Annotated in this window: 17 protein-coding genes, 2 pseudogenes and 1 riboswitch; of the genes and pseudogenes, 11 read left to right on the forward strand and 8 right to left on the reverse strand. The window is 59.8% G+C overall.

Going from position 1 to position 19,256, the window contains the following annotated elements:
- Both C934_RS32205 and ligD read right to left on the reverse strand, forming a co-directional pair.
- Nucleotides 1–194 (reverse strand): annotated as a pseudogene (locus C934_RS32205) (LysR family transcriptional regulator); the annotation flags it as partial.
- A 720-nt stretch (nt 195–914) separates the two neighbouring features.
- Nucleotides 915–1,969: pseudogene (gene ligD / locus C934_RS32210) on the reverse strand (non-homologous end-joining DNA ligase).
- Nucleotides 1,970–2,087: 118 nt separating this feature from the next.
- Between ligD and C934_RS35220 the strand changes: the two are divergent.
- The 6 genes from C934_RS35220 to C934_RS32220 all read left to right on the forward strand — a co-directional run bounded on the left by C934_RS35220 (nt 2,088) and on the right by C934_RS32220 (nt 8,108).
- On the forward strand, nt 2,088–2,255 hold the full coding sequence (locus C934_RS35220) for a hypothetical protein (protein ID WP_018858381.1): 168 nt from the start codon (nt 2,088–2,090) through the stop codon (nt 2,253–2,255).
- Nucleotides 2,255–2,470: a hypothetical protein gene (locus C934_RS0119905; RefSeq protein ID WP_018858382.1), complete on the forward strand. Its 216-nt coding sequence runs from the start codon at nt 2,255–2,257 to the stop codon at nt 2,468–2,470. Before C934_RS35220 ends, C934_RS0119905 begins: the two co-directional genes overlap by 1 nt.
- 123 nt (nt 2,471–2,593) lie before the next feature.
- A complete protein-coding gene (locus tag C934_RS0119910; protein ID WP_018858383.1) occupies nt 2,594–3,889 on the forward strand; it encodes a mechanosensitive ion channel family protein in 1,296 nt (431 codons plus the stop codon).
- A gap of 465 nt (nt 3,890–4,354) precedes the next feature.
- A complete protein-coding gene (locus C934_RS36185; RefSeq protein ID WP_272481250.1) occupies nt 4,355–4,486 on the forward strand; it encodes a hypothetical protein in 132 nt (43 codons plus the stop codon).
- 953 nt (nt 4,487–5,439) lie between these two features.
- On the forward strand, nt 5,440–5,697 hold the full coding sequence (locus tag C934_RS0119920) for a PepSY domain-containing protein (protein WP_018858385.1): 258 nt from the start codon (nt 5,440–5,442) through the stop codon (nt 5,695–5,697).
- A 32-nt stretch (nt 5,698–5,729) separates the two neighbouring features.
- Nucleotides 5,730–8,108, forward strand: a complete 2,379-nt coding sequence (locus tag C934_RS32220) for a putative bifunctional diguanylate cyclase/phosphodiesterase (protein WP_018858386.1) — start codon at nt 5,730–5,732, stop codon at nt 8,106–8,108.
- Nucleotides 8,109–8,234: 126 nt separating this feature from the next.
- On the opposite strand, the gene C934_RS0119930 is transcribed toward C934_RS32220, so the two are convergent.
- On the reverse strand, nt 8,235–9,374 hold the full coding sequence (locus tag C934_RS0119930) for an alpha/beta hydrolase (RefSeq protein ID WP_018858387.1): 1,140 nt from the start codon (nt 9,372–9,374) through the stop codon (nt 8,235–8,237).
- Between the two features lie 251 nt (nt 9,375–9,625).
- On the opposite strand from C934_RS0119930, the gene C934_RS0119935 reads away from it, so the two are divergent.
- Nucleotides 9,626–10,039, forward strand: coding sequence for a hypothetical protein (locus C934_RS0119935; RefSeq protein WP_156828772.1), 414 nt, complete (start codon nt 9,626–9,628; stop codon nt 10,037–10,039).
- A 319-nt stretch (nt 10,040–10,358) separates the two neighbouring features.
- On the opposite strand, the gene C934_RS35725 is transcribed toward C934_RS0119935, so the two are convergent.
- Both C934_RS35725 and C934_RS36190 read right to left on the reverse strand, forming a co-directional pair.
- On the reverse strand, nt 10,359–10,973 hold the full coding sequence (locus C934_RS35725) for a hypothetical protein (protein WP_018858389.1): 615 nt from the start codon (nt 10,971–10,973) through the stop codon (nt 10,359–10,361).
- 50 nt (nt 10,974–11,023) lie between these two features.
- The gene (locus tag C934_RS36190; protein ID WP_083929879.1) at nt 11,024–12,412 is read right to left on the reverse strand and encodes a YadA-like family protein; all 1,389 of its coding nucleotides are present in this window, start codon (nt 12,410–12,412) and stop codon (nt 11,024–11,026) included.
- 493 nt (nt 12,413–12,905) lie between these two features.
- Nucleotides 12,906–13,002, forward strand: a riboswitch (TPP riboswitch).
- A 49-nt stretch (nt 13,003–13,051) separates the two neighbouring features.
- On the opposite strand from C934_RS36190, the gene thiM reads away from it, so the two are divergent.
- The 4 genes from thiM to C934_RS0119970 are packed head-to-tail and all read left to right on the forward strand — an operon-like array spanning nt 13,052 to nt 16,066.
- Complete coding sequence (gene thiM / locus C934_RS0119955) at nt 13,052–13,855, forward strand: hydroxyethylthiazole kinase (protein ID WP_018858392.1); 804 nt, start codon at nt 13,052–13,054, stop codon at nt 13,853–13,855.
- Nucleotides 13,852–14,487: a thiamine phosphate synthase gene (thiE, locus tag C934_RS0119960; protein ID WP_018858393.1), complete on the forward strand. Its 636-nt coding sequence runs from the start codon at nt 13,852–13,854 to the stop codon at nt 14,485–14,487. The genes thiM and thiE overlap by 4 nt, the downstream gene beginning before the upstream one ends.
- Entirely contained in the window at nt 14,484–15,305 is an 822-nt protein-coding gene (gene thiD, locus C934_RS0119965; protein WP_018858394.1) for a bifunctional hydroxymethylpyrimidine kinase/phosphomethylpyrimidine kinase, read from the forward strand. The genes thiE and thiD overlap by 4 nt, the downstream gene beginning before the upstream one ends.
- Nucleotides 15,302–16,066, forward strand: a complete 765-nt coding sequence (locus tag C934_RS0119970) for a 3-oxoacyl-ACP reductase (protein ID WP_018858395.1) — start codon at nt 15,302–15,304, stop codon at nt 16,064–16,066. The genes thiD and C934_RS0119970 overlap by 4 nt, the downstream gene beginning before the upstream one ends.
- Before the next feature lie 12 nt (nt 16,067–16,078).
- On the opposite strand, the gene C934_RS0119975 is transcribed toward C934_RS0119970, so the two are convergent.
- From C934_RS0119975 to C934_RS0119985, 3 genes are all read right to left on the reverse strand, one after another.
- Complete coding sequence (locus C934_RS0119975) at nt 16,079–16,927, reverse strand: carbohydrate ABC transporter permease (RefSeq protein WP_018858396.1); 849 nt, start codon at nt 16,925–16,927, stop codon at nt 16,079–16,081.
- Complete coding sequence (locus C934_RS0119980) at nt 16,920–17,858, reverse strand: carbohydrate ABC transporter permease (RefSeq protein ID WP_018858397.1); 939 nt, start codon at nt 17,856–17,858, stop codon at nt 16,920–16,922. The genes C934_RS0119975 and C934_RS0119980 overlap by 8 nt, the downstream gene beginning before the upstream one ends.
- A gap of 67 nt (nt 17,859–17,925) precedes the next feature.
- On the reverse strand, nt 17,926–19,236 hold the full coding sequence (locus C934_RS0119985) for an ABC transporter substrate-binding protein (RefSeq protein ID WP_018858398.1): 1,311 nt from the start codon (nt 19,234–19,236) through the stop codon (nt 17,926–17,928).
- Between the last annotated feature and the right edge of the window lie 20 nt (nt 19,237–19,256).

Genomic DNA, 19,256 nt, shown 5'->3' on the forward strand with positions numbered 1-19,256 from the left:
GGCAGCATGCCCATGGTGGCCGGGTAGATGCTGCCGATCCTGATCTGGCGGATGCGACTGCCGCCGGCTGCCCGGGTCAGTTCGGTGGTCAGGTCGATGTCGCTCAGGATCCGCACACAGCGATCATAGAAGGTCTCTCCTGCCCTGGTCAGTTCCACCCTTCTCGTCGAGCGGATGAACAGCGGGCAGGAAATGGCGGCGTCGTTGGTGGCAACGGCACGGCCTACGACGGCGTTGGCTGTGACCTGACGACTACCCAAGGGTCTCGCGCTCAAGCGGTGAATTCACTGGGCGTCGGCGGCGCAGCCTCTGGTAACAACGGCTGGGGCCAGAAGTAAGTGAGCTTGGGGCACCGGTCGGATCATCCTCCTGTTCCGGTGTCCCGACCAGTCGCCCGTTTCCCGTGCCGACGCAGTCCACCAATCGGAGGCGGAAGCTGGCAACGCCGCATCGTTATCGGTGGGTGGCATTTGCTCCGTAATTCCGCAAAAAACGAGCTGGCTTTTCAAAGGTATAGCCGACTTCATGACGGGATAATTCCCGCCGTGCAGCACGCGGTTTTGATCAAAGCTATCCGCGCTCGCGCGGAACTACTTGCCAGCGCCGCGGTTTCTACAAAGCAAATCGCGGAGGTTCGTCATGCGTGCTCGCATCCCCATAGCAGTTGTTATCGCAGTGACTCTCGTCACGCCCGCATTGACACAGTCACTACCTGACGAGGCAGGTCCGTCGCTCGGCCGCTCTACATCTCAGCAGGAGAGCATCACAAACCCAGGTGGTTTCGGAAAATCATCTAACATGCAGGCAATCGACCTGAATCGTACCGACTCTACCCGCAAACTCGACTGCAGACAGCAGAAGGACGTCAGGACCGAAAGAGGTGGTAAGGTCAACAAGAATATGGATTGCGTGCGCTAGCCTGCGGGAACGGTCACCATCTCAAACACCGCCGCATTATCCTGCACCTCCCGCAGCCCCTTGTAGGACGCGTGTCGAAGCTTACGTCATGCGTCCAGGCGCGATAATCGATCCCGGCAATCAGCGTTGGTTGAACCCACACGAGGTTTTTGCGCCTCCCTCCATATTTGACGGGTGGTGTCTTCCTTTTGATCCGGTCGAGCGTCTTGCGCAGATACTCCGCGCTCCGCTCATTGAAGCCCGTGCCGACCGAGCCGACATAGACCCAGTCCTCGCCCTTCCGCGCCGCCAGCAGAAGGCTGCCGATACCAGATCGCGCCACGATCGAGTGCTCGTAGCCGACGACCATGAAGCTGTCTGATTGGGTGCATTTGACCTTGACCCACTCGCCATACCGGCCAGAGCGATAAGGGGCGTCTTTATATTTGGCTATGATCCCCTCGAGGCCATGCTCGCACGCCGCGTCGAAGATATCGCAGCCGTCACCGTCGATGGTTTCTGACAGACGAATGGCGCCTTGTTCGTTCTTCAAAAGGGATTGGAGGAAATAGCGCCGCGACGTCAGTTCGAGGCTGCGGATGTCGTGGCCATCGAAGTACAAGAGATCGAAGGCGAACATGATGGCGTCGCTAGCCGGCAGCTTCCCACCCCGACCGCCAAGCGAATTTTACAGCTTGCCGAAGTGAGGGCGCCCCTCCTCGTCGAGAACGACTGCCTCGCCGTCCAGGATGGCGGTCCCGACACCGAGGCGTTTGGCGGCATCCTCGATGCCAGGGAACCGATGCGTCCAGTCATGCCCGCCTCGGGTGAGAATACGGACATGACCATTGTTCAGGTGGACGGCGATCCGATACCCGTCCCACTTGAGCTCATAAAGCCAATCCGGCCCGACCGGTGGACGCGGCTTCAGGAGCGCGAGACAAGGCTCGACCCGGTCAGGCATCGGATCGAAAGGAAGTCGCGGTTGCGATGGGTCGCGCGGCTTTCGTGCGCGCGAACGAAGCGGCTTTTCGTCTGCCAGGAGGGGCTTCGAACGCGGAGACTTTGCCATCACGTAATTAAACAAGGGAAAACTTAAAAAGAAAATTAACCCGATGTGACAAGGAAATACCGCCCACTTGACCTCCTCTCAAATGAGAACAAAATAAGAACATTACTAGGAGGTTCTCATGACCCATACAGAGCTAGTCATCGCGAATGCCTTAGCAGCCGTTGCCGCCAGCAGGGCCGAACGCGAGCGGGACGAGGAACGCCGCAAGCGCGTCTTTGGAAAGATCCAGATTGGTCGTCCGCTGCCTGCGATCAAAGGCCAGCAACTGAGCTTGGATTTGCACTGATGGAACCGATGACGAAAGAAGACGTCGATTTCGAAGTGGAGGCCGCCCTCGCCTGGCACGACGACGACGTGAAAGCCACAATCGCAACGTTGCTCGAGGACATCAGGCACCTGCGCCAACAGCTCGCACTAACTGAGGGCGCTATGAGCCGCGGCATGACGCGCGGTTGGGCGCCGGCGTTCGACAGAATACGCGATACCGGATCTGGGGTTTGAGCCATCCACCAACTTTCCATCTGGAAACTGGAACCGGCGATAACGATCGATCACCGCTAGGTTGCCTGGGTGGATTAGGTGCGCTCCCCGACACGGTAAAGCCCCGCGGAGCCTGGCGAGCGAGTGTGGCAGCAACTCATCGAGATCGGATGGTGGCTCGTTGCCGCCCAATGCGCAATCGGCATTGTCCGGTTGTTGGTGGTCTTCGAGACTAAGCCGCGAGAAACCAGGATCGTTTCCGACCTGATGGCTGGGCTCATCCACCTTCTGACGCTGTTCGCCGTTATCAATTTCGTCTTCGCCGTGCCGGTCGGTGGCCTTCTTGCCACCTCCGGCGTCATTGCGATCGTCTTGGGCCTGGCACTTCAGAGCAGCTTGTCGGACGTATTTTCCGGGGTCGCCGTTGGGATAGAGCGCCCGTATAGTCCAGGCGATCTGGTCTGGGTGGAAGGCGGGATCGAAGGCCGCGTCGTGCAGGTAAACTGGCGTTCCACACATATTGCCACGCTGAACGGGGACGTAGCGATCGTCCCTAACAGCGTGATGGCGAAGGCCCGTCTGGTAAACCACAGTTTGCCGACGAAAGTTCGCCGCGTGTCGATCACAGTGAAGGTCGCAGCAAACGAACGGCCCGACCGTTGCATGGCGGTTCTGGACGCGGCAGTCAAAACCTGCGTGTTGCTATCGGCCACGCCGCCTCCAAGCGTCGCCCGCAGCGAGCTTCAGGGCGACGGCGTTACCTACGACATCAGCTTTACGATTCCCAGCATCGAAGTGTTCGTCGATGCCCGCACCGAACTGCTAGGCCACATCCAATCCCATCTTCGCCACGCAGGCATTGCGCTCGCCGTTCCGGGCGTCCCGATCCAGGGGCGCTTACAAGTTCCAACCGCAGCAACCCTCCGCGAGGAGTCGGATTGGTTCGGTGTACTCGCCGAAGCAGATCGAAGCCTATTAGCGGATCAACTCGTCGAAGTGTGGTTCGCCGCTGGGGACCAGCTTATGAGGCGGGGTGACGATCCGAAAGTGCTGTTCATCGTGGCATCGGGCACCGTCGAGATCACCGATGGTCTGCCCGGTTCGACCGAAGTAATCTTCCGACTGGGTCCTGGCGGCAGCCTCGGGGCAATCGGCATGATCACAGGTACACCCTACGCAGCAACGGCTACCGCATTAACGCCCGTGACCGCTTACCGCCTCGACAGAAAGGGCGTAGGGGACGCTATTGCGGCGCGCCCGGATCTCGTCAAGAGCCTGGAAGTATTGGCTCGCAGAGGGCAGGAACTGAACCGCAGGGACGTGGTTGCGCGCCAGAGTGACCACGTTGACCCACCTGAGATGTTTCTGTCAAAGCTTCGCAGTTTTTTACAAAAGATCTCAGAGAGCCCGCATAACGACGACCAAAGACGGCGCCGCTAGTTCTATTCGAATCAGCTCGAAACACAGCCCTCGGCGCATCACATTTGCCCCGGCTCCGTTCCCAACACGCACTAATGGCTGTACTCCGGCACAACGATATCATTCTGGGCAGCATTGGCAGGATCTACGTGGCGACGCGACCTCTAAGTTGCGAGCACTCATCACATTTCGCGCTTGACGATCACCCTTTTTAACCCTGGCGCACCAAACTTCACATCCACAAGATGCAAAACGCGGCACCGATTCCTTTCGTGCCCTAACGTTTCAAGTAGGCGTTTCATGACTTCGCTTGTTACTAACACTACTGCGTTTGTCGCACTCAAAACGCTGAGATCGCTTAGCTCTCAGTTGCGAGATACTCAAACAAACGTTTCGACCGGATTGCGGGCGGAGAAAGTTGCGGACAATGCCGCGTACTGATCGATTGCAACGACGATGCGGCCGGACCGGATGGCGGTTGCGGCCGTGTCAGATGCGTTCGCACTGGCAGCGGCCAACGTCGATACTGCCTACGAGGCGATAGAGCAAACGAGCACCGTATTGAGCCAGATTAAGGCGAAACTGGCTGCTGCAACCGAAGACAGCGTCCGCAACTAGTCCAGCAGACCGTCACCATAGCCAATGCGGCCTCCTTCAATGGCGTGAATTGGCTGAACACCGACATCCAGGATCTATATGAAGCGGAACCGAAGGATCGATCCGCCAGCCTTGTGTCGTCGTTCGTAGGGAACGCCGACGGCGCGGTAAAGGTGGACACGATGTCCCGCTCTTCGTTGGGTATGCAATGACCTATCCTTCGGTCCAGGTTGCAGCACTGCATCGGGGCTATCCTTTCAGATCGCTCGCGCCATCGTGCTTGCTGCAGCCTCGGCCATCTCTGGGGCTGTTTCAGGCTTCGGCTAGGATCCGTATTTCGCCGGCATCACGTTTGTGGCGGTCATCTCGGTTCTCGTCACACTTACTGCGGCACCCGATTCAAGAGGTTCTGTCCTCGGTCAGACCGCCTATCAGGCAGCGGAATACCCCCTAACAGACCATGTCGTGCCGCGTTGCTTTCAACTAAAGTGGCCCGCCCTTCCGTTGGAATTCAAACGAAGAACTGGACAACATAGCGGCTCCTTCCATTCGTGGTACTTCCATGGATGGCTCCTCCCATGCGGTTCCTATGGGCGGCAGATATGGCACATCGCGATGCCGGCGGAGGAGCCGTCCACGGCATCAAGAACAGACGTCAAGCTGGAAACCAACGGCGCCATTCCTCAAGTATCAGCTGCTTTGATATTTGAACCTAGGTTGTACCGGAGGCGGGCCGTGAGACTTCGAGCACCGTATCGCCGTTAGTGTTCGGCTCTCTATCCGCCCTGCACTAGTAGCTGAACTTTAGTCGTCAACTTCACCCAGGCGGACGTGGTCTGTTCAGCGCCGGCTCCGACAGCGAGGTGAGCCGTGGGAGCAACTCGGCCACCGATCGTTATTCTCGGCAATACTATAATCTAACGTTGGTTTTACTCATAACGCCCATAGTCGTCCGACCAACGGGGGACGGGGTAGTGCGCATTCTTTTTACCGCCGCGTTTGCAAGCCTGGCATTTTCGGCCTGGGCGTCGCCGTATTGCACAAAGGAGCCGGAAAGCGCCTGGCTTTCGGAGGCTGTCGTACGCGAAAGGGCCGTTGCCACGGGCAATTCTGTCGAAGTCTTCAAGAAGACCAAGGGCAATTGTTATGAGGTCTACGGTCGCAATGCGAAGGGAAAACGGGTGGAGATCTACTACCATCCCGTCACCGGCGAAATCGTTGAAGAGCATTGACCGGCGGTAGAACCTTTCTCAGGGAATGGTCCATGTTCGAGATGATCTTCGCCAATAAGGGAAGCTTGCGTCTTGTCCTGTCGGTGAGCCTCCTCGCAGCGGTGGTTCCGGGCGCACTGTGCCTATCGCAACTTGCCGGTATCCGTGGCTACCTCGACGCGAACCGCGAGGCAGCGGAGCTTGCGACCCAAGCCCGAGATCTGCACTCGCGCGTCAGCGAAAGCATGTTCAACCTTGCCGCGGCTCCCCTGGACCTGTCCGAGGAGGAACGCAGGGAGATCTACAGCAAGACCGACAGGAACCTTGTGTCTCTGCAGCGTGAGGTGACGTCCGCCAAAAGCCTGACGAGCGTATTTCTCAGCCCCCAGGAGGAGCAGGCGCTGACGGAGGCGGTGCAGGCGTTCAGCCATAGCTGGGACGAGGTCAAGGACGGCCTCGAGGAAGGCATGACCGAGGGGGAGAAGGCATATCATTTCCTTAACGTCTTCCAGCAAGCCGGCACGGCGGGCGACATTCTGAAGCGGCTGGAAGCCAGTGCCACCGGCAAGGCCCAGCAGACCGCCGCAGCTTCCAGCGCTGGGACGACCAATGTATTCTGGATGCTGACGGTTCTTTTCGTGGTCAGCGGCCTTGTCAGCGCGCTCGCACTGATCGGCAACTATCGCTTCGCCGCTTCCCTTAAGGAAAGCCACGACGAACTCAAGCATGCGCTAGAAAGCCTCAAGCGTCGTGACCGTGACCTACAGGAGCAGAACGACCGTTTCAACGCTGCGCTGGAAAACATGTCGCAGGGCCTCACAATGTATGGCAAGGACGGTCGGCAGATCGTCTGCAACCAGCGCTTCGGCGACATCTACCAGTTGCCTGACGAGTTGATGCGCGTGGGCACTTCCTTCGACGACGTTATCAGCTACCAGGTTGCGCATGGTGCCCATATGGAGGGCGACAAGGGCTATGTTCTGCAAATGATGCAGCGTGGTCTCGCAGCCGGTGAGTTCTCGTCGACCGTGAACGCGGTGGATGGACGGATCGTAAAGATCGTCAGTCGTCCGCTGGCCGGCGGCGGCTGGGTATCGACGCATGAGGATATCACCGAGCGGACGCGTGCCGAGGCTCGGATCGCGCATATGGCGCATCACGATGCTCTCACCGATTTGCCGAACCGTGTGCTTTTCCGCGACGTTCTGGACGCCACGCTGCTGGCAGTGGGCGAAGACCAGGCGGCCCATGTCCTGTTCCTGGATCTCGACCACTTCAAGGATGTCAATGACACGCTTGGTCACCCGATTGGCGACCAGCTTCTGAAGGCCGTCGCCAAGCGTCTCAGGAACGCGGTTGGCCCTCATGATACCGTGGCTCGGCTCGGCGGCGACGAATTCGCAATCATACAGCGCCATGCGACTCTTGGTGAAAACAGCTTGCTTGCGCAGCGCATCGTGACCGAGATCAGTGCCCCATTCGAGATTGACGGCCACCAGGTGGTCGTCGGCACCAGCATCGGTATCGCAGCGGCGCCCGAAGATGGCGATGATCCGGACGTGCTGCTCAAGGCTGCAGATATGGCACTGTACCGGGCCAAGAATGAAGGGCGCGGCAACTATCAGTACTTCGAACAGGAGATGGACGCCAGGATGCAGGAGCGGCGAGCTCTGGGACTTGACCTGCGCAAGGCGCTCGGCAATGGCGAACTGGAAGTATACTACCAGCCACTGGTCAACCTGAAGGATAACCGCATTTCCGGTTTCGAGGCACTGTTGCGCTGGCATCACCCTGAGCGCGGCATGGTCTCGCCTGACGTGTTCATCCCGGTCGCTGAGGAGATCGGAATCATAGGGCGCATAGGCGCCTGGGTATTGAAGCAGGCATGTTCTGACGCCATGGCATGGCCTGAAATGACGCGGGTGGCGGTCAACCTGTCACCAGTGCAGTTCAAGAGCCCCGGTCTTGTTCTCGATGTGACTTCGGCACTCGCCGCATCCGGGCTATCGGCCCGGAGGCTGGAATTGGAGATCACCGAATCGGTCATGCTTCAGCATACGGACGAGGTGCTCTCGACACTGCATCAACTTCGCGCACTCGGCGTGCGTATCTCGATGGACGACTTCGGCACCGGTTATTCATCGCTGAGCTATTTGAGAAAATTTCCGTTCGACAAGATCAAGATCGACCAGTCCTTCGTACGCGATGTCACCGATCGGCCGGATTCTTTGGCGATCGTCAAGGCTGTGGCGATGCTGAGTAGCAGCCTTGGAATGGACACCACGGTTGAAGGTGTCGAAACCGTCTACCAATTCAACATGCTGAAGGTGGAGGGCTGTACCGAGGTGCAGGGCTATCTGTTCAGCAAACCACGACCGGCAAGGGATATTCAGAAAATATTCGACGAGTTTGCAAGGGTGGCTGTGGCATAACTCAGCTTCCAATTCAGCGACCATCGTCTCGTATTCCTCGCCATAAAAACAGTCGCACAGTCGCGCCAGAGTGGCCATGAGCTGGACCGGGCGGTATCTGGAGCAGTTGGCGATGCGCGGGAGCGCCTACTGGGTCAACTGCTGTGGTTTGAGATCACCTTGCAGGGTTTCGTCGACAGGGCGCTTCTTGGCCCGCCTCGGCTGTTCAAGCACCGTGACCGGCGCGGCAACAGCCGTGGCTGCGACGTTACCGATGGTCGTCACTGTTCCGCCAACAACAGCGGTAAGTCCTTGGCCGAGCGTGACGTTGGAATCCGTCAGCGTCTGACCGGTGACGATCCGCTGGCCAATCAGCTGAACGATTTCAGGACTTTCGGCGAACTTGCCGTGGTTCAAGCCTTCGCCTTTGACCTTGGTGAGATCGATGGCGGTAATGCCGGCGGCTTCGAGTTTCGAGCGATAGGGCTCAACGGTCGGATCGATCGCGCCCAAACGCGAGACCTTTCCAGTGATGAAACTTGAAACCGCAAGCGCCTTGTCGTCCTGAGACACGAAGATCGTGAATTTCGGCGCCGGCGTGCCCATCTCCGCGAACTGCTTGGCAAAGACCTGAATATCGATATCCGGGGACGCGAGAATGACGTTGTGAATCTTGCTGTTCACGTGACCGTCGCGGATACCCATTTGCCGCAGGGATTCCATGGTCAGCCAGGTGCCCATCGAATGAGCGAGGATCGTGATGTCCTTGACGTCGGGGTCGGCGGCTAGCGTCCGCAGCGCCTGCTCGAGCGCCGTGCGTGAATAGTTGGTGCTCTCCTTGTCGTATTGATAGGCGGTAAGCTGCGCGCGTGACGGCCATGTGAACAGGATAGGGGTCGCCTGCATCCCGGAGTCGTGGACGATCTGGGCCAGACGGAAGACGGAATCCTCATACTTGTTGTTGAAGCCGTGGACAAAGACCAGCGCATGCCCGCCCTGGATGTTCTGGTGGAACCAGACGCGCCCCTCCGGAACGGTGTCGATCTCCTTGACGCTGGTCACCGCAAAATCGGTCGCGGGATTGGGCGGCAGATGTTTCGGCCATTGGACTGTGCCTGAGGCCCGTTTCGGCGGAATGGAGACGTCAATCGCCGTCAGATAGGGCTTTGGGCTGCGTTCGCCGGTGAAGAGCGTCGCCGGGTCGCCGGAAGGTTCGCGCGTGGTTGCGACCAGCATACTGACCTTTGAGGTATTCTGCGTTGCCGCCGATAGCGCAACAGGGGCCATGACTCCGCTTGGATGACCGCAGCTGGCAAGAACTGCCGCGACGAGCAAAGGTGCAAGTGTCCGAACAATACGGGCTGCAATCACGTTCCGGTTCCCTCATTGAAACGCAAGCACCTTACGGTGGCCGGGCTTTGGTGAAGTACTCTTACAGCAACGACGCGGATGTTACGTGCAATTCGCGCCCCATGCCCTCGCGCAGGACGAACGATCTACGACAAGCTCAATTCGGGGTCTGGAGCCGTCTATCCATCTTGAACTACGCCTTCGGCTTCCGCAGCTTCACTGCCACACAATGCTTGTTTTCGGCATCCCAAACGCTGTCGGTCCTGCAGACCGGCTGCTTGGGCGAGCAGGACTTTCCCGCCAAGGTGGATTTCAAGCTGCGAGTGCACAGGCACCTCCCCTTTTCCCAACCCCAATTCTCGGGACAACTGACGCAGCGCTTTGTCTTCGGATCAACGAACCGGCCGGTCCCACAGGAACAGGTCGAGCGCTTGGCATCCCACGACGCCCCCGCGGCGCACGCGACGCAAGTTTTCCTTCTCGAATCCCAGTTTTTCCCCTCCGGACAAGTTCCGCTCGCATTGACCGCATTGCCGGGAGCCTGCGCCGAAGGGAGCTTTTGTGGCTCGATCGCCTGCTGGCCGGGACAAGTGAGCTTTTGATCGCACTGCAGCGAGCAGCCGACCACCCCGCGAGACCGGTTGACCGGCGTGTCTGGATATTCGAAGGGACAGGGCATCTGCTGCGCGCCTGCTGTCCATGCGAACAGCACGATCAAACCGAAGAGAAGAAGACGACATCCCAACATTTCAGAACACTAGGCCCCGACATATCATCTGTCCAGCTTGTCACAGGCGCGCCCCTGGACCTGCACGGGAGTTCGCTTGACCAGCAGCTGGGAGCAGATCTGATGGCCCGGCGTATCGATCAGTCCTCATTTCCGTGAAGGAGCCGGAACCCGATGACGTCGAGGTCGACGTCTCAAAGGCCCGAATCTGAAGAAGGTGCTTTCGGTCGGACCGCAGGCGTCGGCGGGTCAGGAAGCTTCACCGGAACGTCCGGCTTTTGGGCCCGATTGTCGATTGTTGCGGGTGCGGCCGGGCCGCTTTCATCAAAGTTCACTGATATCCCGAAGAGCTTCCACTGACGATCGACAGGCGCATAGAGTAGCTCGAAATGCACCTGGATTGGCACCGACGGAAAGAACCCCGCCATATGCAACTTGCCGTCTGGCTCGATCTGCGGAAGCAAGGTTAGTTGCGGCTCGATAACCGCAAGGCCACTCAGGTCGTATCCCTGTTTTCGTTGCGAGGCAAAGATCTCTGCAAGTTGCGCGGAATTATTGGCCTGAAAGCCTGGCGAGCCGAGTTCCCGCAGAACGGTGTAGTTGCCAGTCTTGTTCGCCTGGTCGAGGGCAAGAAGCGTGTTTCGCACAAGGATAAGGACGCCATTTCGATCGATATCTGCCGGACGCGGTGCTTTTGACACATCTTCCTTTGGGGATTTCTTGATTTCGGCGCGAACGGGGCTTTCAAGGCCGGCCTCTATGCAAAGGACTGCCAGCGCCGCGAGGATAAATTTGAACGGCAAATGCATCGTTTGGGATCTCGGCTCGCGTGAACCGAGCGGCTGTAGCGCTCGGACGATCACCACGTGAATGTCAACCCCGCAGTCCCACCGAAGGTACCTTCGCTCGCCCCTACGCCGACGCCGCCATGGATCAGCAGATTCTCTGTAATTCGCGCATAAGCGCTGCCAGCGAAAGCGTTCTCGCCTTCGAACGTGCCCCAATTGATGGACACCGCAAAGTTCTTGTCATTCGGAAGGGTTCCCCCACCCATCGCCAGCGCCATCGCCGTGCCCTCGTAGGCCTTGTCGATGCGTCCATTCATCGGCGACATGCCGGATTCGAGGCTGCTGACGCGATTGTCGAGGGAATCGATGGCGTTTGTATTTGCGGTTACACGCGTATCGAGGCCGGCGATCTCAGTCGTATGGAGGTTGAGAACGTTGGTATTGTTCGTGATGCGCGTCTCGTGATCGGCAAGTTCGTTCGTGTTCTGGGCGACATTCTGATTGGTGGCGTACAGCTGGGAGCCGTTGATCGCATCCGTCGAGGTCGCCGAAATCGTGCCGGGCGCGACGTTGACGATCTTTCGCTCGGCAGCCGGCGCCCCGACGGAGACGACATTGGCGATACCACCATCCGTCGAACCAGCTCCGAGCGCCACCGAATTCTGCCCTGATGACACTGAGCCGGTACCGAGGGCAAGACTATTGGGGCCCTGGGCACTGCTGTTAAATCCAATCGCTGTTGCCTGATTGCCAGAGGACGAACTTCTATTACCAACCGCAGTGCTATTGCCACCACTTGCACTGCTGTCACCTCCGAGCGCGACTGCGCCGCCAGCACTGGCAACGCTTCTAACGCCAGCAGCCAAGGTATCAACACTGGTGCCTTGACTGCCGACCCCAATGGCAGTCGCACCGGCACCCGTCGTCAGGCTTCGAACACCAACGGCCGTGCTGTCCACACTCTGCGCATTGCTGTCGACCCCCAGGGCAGTCGCGCCAGCGCCGGCAGCTCTGCTATTTTCCCCGATGGCTGAGCTGTTGAATCCCGAGGCGTTGCTGCCCAAACCAACCGCGACCGCGCCCCTGTCTGTCGCCTGAGAATTTTGCCCAACTGCCACCGATGATGCACCGGAAGCATTCGTCGTTGTGCCGAGGGCAGTGGCGGCTCCGCCTGTCGCGCTGCTTCGGAAACCGAAAGCGGAGTTTTCTCCCGCGGCGCCCCCCGCTGTCGCATTGGTTCCGCAGGCGACGTCATTGGCACCACCGGCAGTCGCCCCGTCTCCCGAGCCTGTCGTGTTTTCACAGACGAACTGGGCCCGAGCAGGAGCGGGCGAGAATGTTGTTATGGTAGCAGATAGGAGAACACACACGGCAGGAAGCGATACAGATACTGCAGCATGAGGTGTTCGCATCAAGACCTCCCTTCGGTCGCCAACCGAGTTGGACGATTGCATCGGCATTGTCTTGCCGGCCTATTGGCCGCGTGTAATCAAGCAGTCTGGTGGGTCAGAAACGAAAATCGTCGGCCGCCCATGGACCCCGGATTTACCCAGCGAGCGGGAGTATGCCATTTGACACAATTCCAGGAAAGTAAACAAAAATAAGTAAATGCAACACGATCGCTGTTTCGGCTGCCGTCCAACAATGCTTACAGCTGCCGACTTTGGAATAACCGCCGAAATTTTGGAAAGTGCCATGGTTCGGACAAACGAAAACCGGCGCCGGAATCCGTAACAGGTTGCTCACCGAAATCCAGAAGTGAGCAGTTTGCAGGAGGAAATCCAAGTCCTTCCGGCAGCTGTATTATGGCGCGCTATCGGATGAGTGATGCAACCGCCAGAAGGCCGGCAGGCGCCGCGCGCCTCCTGCTGGGCGTTTCCCGGCATCGCCGGGCTCACCCGGCGATGCCCATTTTTTGGATGACAGGCGCGTGCTTCTCTGCGAGAAGAAGGCAATGAGAGACAGGGGCGCCCCTCGAAAGATGGGCTGAGAAGGACCCTTTGAACCTGAACCGGATAATGCCGGCGGAGGGAGTCGCTCGGGACGTTTCGCCTCCTGCGTCAGTCCCCGCGCCTTTCTCCCCGATCGAAAGGCGCACCATGACAGATCAGACTTTGCCGGGAAACCTGCTGAGCGAGTTGCGCGCGCAACCGCCGCTCGTGCACTGCATCACCAACTTCGTTGCCATGAACATCGCAGCCAATGTGCTTCTGGCCGCTGGTGCGTCTCCCGCCATGGTGCATGCCGAAGAAGAGGCTGGCGAGTTTGCGGCGATCGCGGGCGCACTGACAATCAACATCGGCACACTGTCGTCATCCTGGTTGCGCGGGATGGAGGCGGCAGCCCTCGCCGCCAGCCAGTCCGGCAAGCCATGGGTTCTCGATCCGGTCGCCCACTATGCCACCTTATTCCGCCGGGCGGCCGTTGATCGGCTCCTGGAACTCGGTCCGACGGTCATTCGCGGCAACGCCTCCGAGATCATCGCCCTTTCCGGTGGCGAAAGTCAGGGCCAGGGGGTGGACAGTCGTGACGGGGTCGAACAGGCCGAGGAATCCGCCCGGCTGCTTGCAAGGACACACGGTGCAACGGTCGCGGTAACCGGCGTCGTCGATTTCGTCACCGACGGTGAACGAGCTGCCTGGATTGAAGGCGGGTCGGCCTTGATGCCTAAGGTGACCGCACTCGGTTGCGCACTGACCTGCCTCGTCGGAGCATTCACGGCGATCCGGCCTGCCGCGCCGTTCGAGGCAACGGTTGCCGCGCTTACGACCTTTGCTGTTGCCGGCGAGATGGCAGCCAGCAGGGCGGACGGCCCCGGTTCGTTTTCTCCGGCGTTTCTCGATGCGCTTGCAGCGCTTGACGCCCCGCTCCTCGATCGCCATGCGAGGGTGCGTTCCGCATGAGGACCATCGACCTTTCACTTTATCTCGTCCTCGATCCCGGTCTTTGTGCCGGCTTCGGGTTGGTGGAGACCGCGCGGGCGGCTGTTGCCGGCGGAGCGAGCGTTGTCCAGCTGCGCGACAAGCATGCCGATACACCCCTGATGATCGAAACAGGTCGGGCGCTCAAGGCGGCTTTGTCTGGCACGGGTGCCTTGCTCATCGTCAACGATGACGTCGAGGCTGCCGTCGCAATTGGTGCTGACGGTCTGCACATCGGGCAAGAGGACATGGATGCGCCAACTGCCCGCGCGCGGATTGGAGACGATATGATCCTTGGCCTCTCCGTTGAGACCGAGGCACTGGCTGCGGGGATCGATCCGGCAATCGTCGACTACGCGGGTATCGGCCCGGTCTTTGCGACATCAACGAAGGCGGATCACAAGGAGCCGATCGGTTTCGCTGGCCTTGCTCGCCTCGTGCGCATCTGCCCCGTTCCCGCAGTCGCAATCGGCGGGCTGAAGGCGGCTCATGTCGAGGATGTTTTTGCTGCCGGGGCTGACGGTCTTGCCGTCGTCTCTGCAATCTGCGGCACGCGTGACCCTGAGGCGGCGGCTCGCGAGATCGCGGAAAACATCAGAAAGGTTCACCGATGATCCGGAACGTTCTCTCCATTGCCGGGTCCGATCCTTCTGGCGGCGCCGGAATCCAGGCGGACCTGAAGGCCTTCTCCGCCCGCGGTGTCTACGGCATGGCGGCGCTGACCGCGCTGACCGCGCAAAACACACAGGGCGTTTGCGGGGTCCATCTGGTTCCGGCTGCCTTCGTCGCCGACCAGATCAAGGCAGTGTTTGCCGATGTCCGCGTTGATGCAATCAAGATCGGCATGATTGCCAATGCCGAAATCGCCGACGCTGTCGCCGATGCGATCGAACCCCACAAGGGCATTCCGATCGTTCTTGATCCTGTCATGGTCGCCAAGGGCGGGGCTAGCCTCCTCGATCTGTCTGCGGTCGACGTCCTCACCCGGCGGCTGCTGCCGCTTGCGACGCTGCTTACTCCCAATCTTCCGGAAGCCGCAGCACTCCTGCATGGGCCTTCGGCCGATACCCGCGCGGACATGGCTGAGCAGGCGCAAAGCCTGCGTGCTCTTGGCCCGGAGGCGGTGCTGGTCAAGGGCGGTCATCTGCCAAGCCAGGAGAGCCCTGATGTCCTGGCGACAGCCGCGGGACTGAGCTGGTTCGAGGGGCTCCGGATACCGACGGCGAACACGCATGGCACCGGCTGTACGCTATCGAGCGCGCTTGCCGCCGAGCTCGCGAAGGGGGCGACGCTGCCCGAGGCAGTGGCGGATGCGAAAAGCTACCTCGCCCATGCCGTCGCGCAGGCGGATACGCTTTCTGTCGGTTCCGGGCACGGGCCGGTTCAGCATTTTCACGAGCTTTGGACGTTGAGAGAAGGACATTCGAGATGACATTGGCAATCAGCGAACAGACCGTCATCATCACCGGGGCCGGGCGTGGCCTGGGCGCCGCCATCGCTGCTGCCTTTGCCCGCGAAGGCGCGAAGGTCGCAATCAACTACCGCAACAGCCGCATCGAGGCCGAGGCGCTTGCCGCGTCGTTGGGTGATCGTGCCCGAGCCTTCCAGGCGGATGTCCGCGACAGCGAGGCCGTCAAGCGCATGGTGGTCGAGGTCAAGGATACACTCGGTGCGCCGACGACAGTCGTGCACAACGCCTTGACCGACTTCAGCTTCAACGGAGACGCTCGATCGAAGCTCGACCAAATGACCTGGGGTGAAATGACATCACAGCTCGATACGGCCGTGAAGGGGGCTTTGAACCTTATCCAGGCCGCCCGCCCGGACATGGCCACTGCCGGTTTTGGGCGGATCATCACGATCGGCACCAATCTCTTTCAGAACCCGGTGGTGCCTTACCATGACTACACGGCTGCCAAGGGTGCGCTTCTGTCCTTGACCCGCACGGCCGCCGCAGAGCTGGGCCCATCAGGCATTACCGTCAACATGGTCTCGGGCGGGTTGCTCCGCACCACCGAAGCGAGCAGCGCCACACCGGATGCGGTCTTCGATCTGATTGCGGCAAACACGCCCCTCCGGCAAGTGACGACGCCCGAGGAAATGGCTGACGCGGTCCTGTTTTTCGCAAGCCCCTGGGCACGCGCCGTTACCGGGCAGAACCTCATCGTCGACGGCGGACTCGTCTTCGGCTGAGGCAACGCCTCCTCAGGACTTGACCGCACCCGCGGTCAAGCCGGCGATGATGTGCTTCTGCGCCAGGAAGAAGACAATGATGGTTGGCATGATTGTCAGCGTGATGAAAGCGAGCACCAGCTGCCAGGCAGTGCCGAACTCGCCGCGATAAACCATGATGCCGAGCGGCCAGGGATACATCGTCTCCGAATTCAGCATGATCAGCGGCAGGATGTAGCTGTTCCAGCTGCCGACAAAGGAGATGATGCTGACCGTTGCAATGATCGGCCGCGAGAGCGGCAGCGAGATGTGCCAGAAAAACCGGATGTAGCCACAGCCGTCGACGATGGCAGCCTGGAACAATTCTTCCGGAAGGTTGCGAAAATAGTTCCTGAACAAGAGAATGCTCATGCCGAGGCCAAAGGCGACCTGCGGCAGGACAACACCCCAGTAGGAATTCAACAGGCCGAGGTCCCGGATCCGGATGAACAAGGGAAGGATGGCGGTCGCGGCCGGAAACATCAGGCCGATCAGGAAGTAGTTGAGCAGGAAGCCGGCGCCGAAGAACTTTACATGCGCGAAGGTGAAGGCAGCCATGGCGGAAACCGAAACCGTCAGGCAGACAGTCAAGGTGGCGATGATCAGCGAATTCATCATCTGTCGCCAGTAGCGGTCTCCGAAGAGAATGTCGGTATAGTTCTCCGGATGCCATGCGGCAGGCAACCCGAAGGGGTTGGTTCTGAGGTCGCCGAGGTCCTTGAAGCCGCCAAGTGCCGTCGTCATCAGGGGAACCAGCACGATCGCCGCGATGAGCGTCAGCGAGACATAGAGATAGATCTTCGTGCGGGTCGCGGTCCGGGCAGATGAGGCCATGTCAGTCATTGCGCATGAATATCCGTTTGTAGCCGAAGGCCAGCGTCACGCAGATGACGAAAAGGACGACGCCGACGGCGCTGCCGAGGCCGACCTGCATGCGCGTGACGCCGAAGTTGAACAGGAAGGTGACCATGGTCTGCGTCGCATTGAACGGCCCGCCACCGGTCAGCGGCATGATGAGGTCGAAGAGCTGCAGCGAGCCGACGACGGCGAAGAAGACGGACAGGCGGACCGTCGAACCGAGAAGCGGCAGCGTGATGTAGCGGAACCGCTGCCAGCCGCTCGCGCCATCGATTTCGGCAGCCTCCAGCACGCTCTTGTCGAGCGACTGCAGCCCGGCGATGAACAGCATCATGTGGAAGCCGAAATACTTCCAGACGACGACGGCCAGCACCGCATAGATTGCCAGGTCCTTGTCTGCCAGAACATAGGGCGTCTCGACGCCAATGAGGTGGGCAGCCGAGGCAAACAAGCCATAGTCGCCGTCATAGACGAAGCGCCAGATGAGGCCTGCCGCCACCTCGGCCAGGACATAGGGCAGAAAGAAGATCAAGCGGAAGAGGACCACACCGGCGATCCGGTGCGCCAGCATCATCGCCAGCCAGATCGCCAGCGGAATCTGAACCAGAATGGAAACAACGATGATCAGGCCATTGTTTTTCAATGCTGTTATGAAGGCGCTGTTCTTGAACAGGACCTCGAAATTCCGCATGCCGACAAACTGTGTCGGCAGACCGTAGCCATCCCACTTGTAGAGACTGTACCAGGCCGCCTCGCCCATCGGCAGGATGACGAAGATCGTGAACAGCAGCAGTGCTGGCGGCAGAAACAGAAGCAGGACAGGCAGGCGCCGCGCCAGGCTGGGATCCTTGCTGCGCGCCGACGATCTTAAAGTCGGGCGCGGACGGATGACGCTCGTCGCGCTGATGGTGGTCATTAAAGCCGATCCTCCTCATTCAGATTGAGGGCGGCGCGGATGCTTCTCCGCGCCGCGATAGTCTTGATCAGAGCTGATCCTGCTCGAAGGCTTCCTGGATCTGCTGTGCTCCATCGGCAGGGCTCATCTGCCCGGAGACTATGGCAACGGAGACATCGTTGACGACACGGCCGACCGACGGGCCGAGATCCTGATCGAAGAAGTTCTGATGCCAGGTCGAGTGCGCCAGCTGTTCGGCAGACTGGTGCAACAGCGGATTGGTCACACCGTCCTCGGCACCGACGGCGACCGGGATGAGCATGCCGGCCTTGGCCATCTCGCGCTCGTTTTCGGCGTTCGTCAGATAGGCGAGGAAGTCGAGCGTTTCAGGCGGCGCCTTCTTCGTCACGGCCCAGCCGTTCAATCCACCAAGCGTGTCGGTGACGGCGCCTGCGCCGCCCGTCACGGCCGGAAACGCAAAGCGGCCGATATTGTCCGGATCGAGCCCCTTGCCGTCACCGGCATTCGTGCGCTGGTTGGCCGCGGTGTTTTCAAACGCCAGGATCATTGCTGCCTTGCCATCGCCGAAGACGCCGAGCGTCTGCGGCCAGGTGGCGCCGAGATAGCCCGGCTGGAACGGCTCCAGTTTGCCGAGTTCGGCAAGCTGCTCTCCGGCCTTGATGATCGCCGGATCGTTGAAACCTTCCCCTTCACCGGTCTTGGCCGCGTCGAAGACCGTCTGGCCACCGTTGCGCATCACCAGATAGCTCCAGTAGAAATGGAGAGGCCATTTCTCGCCACCGCCGCCGGCTATCGGGACGATGCCGGCATCCTTGATCTTCTTCACGGCATTGAGATAGTCATCCCAAGACTTGATGCTGGCGGCATCCACACCGGCCTTGGCGAAAAGGGCCTTGTTGTAGAAGAAGGAAACGGTGCCCATCTTGAAAGGCACGGCGCCGATCTTGCCGTCGTAGGACAGGCCCTTGATCGCGGCCGGGTTGTAGCTCTTCACCCAGGCGCCGTCCTTTGCGTTCATCGCCGCCGTCAGGTCCATGAGCGTTCCGGTCGCAAGCTGCTGCTTCAGCACGCCGCCGCCCCAGCTGTAGAAGAAATCCGGCGCATCGCTCGACTGCAAGAGGGTCGGAAGCTTGGCCTTGAAAGCCTCGTTTTCCAGGAACTGCATTTCGATTTTCACGCCGGGATGTTCGGCCTGGTATTTGTCTGCAATCTTGCGCCAGATCGCGACATAGTTCGGATCGAGCTCAAGGTGCAGCCACTTGACGGTGGTGTCTGCCGCGGCACTTCCCGCAGCAATCAGCAGTGCCAGTCCCGTGGCCGCCGAGCGGGCGATGAAACGGCTGCGAAGCAAGGCTTTCGCCTTCATTTGGTCAAACATGATTTTCTCCTCCAGCAAGG

It is taken from the genome of Rhizobium sp. 42MFCr.1, assembly GCF_000377185.1.
GTDB classification, from domain to species: domain Bacteria; phylum Pseudomonadota; class Alphaproteobacteria; order Rhizobiales; family Rhizobiaceae; genus Rhizobium; species Rhizobium altiplani.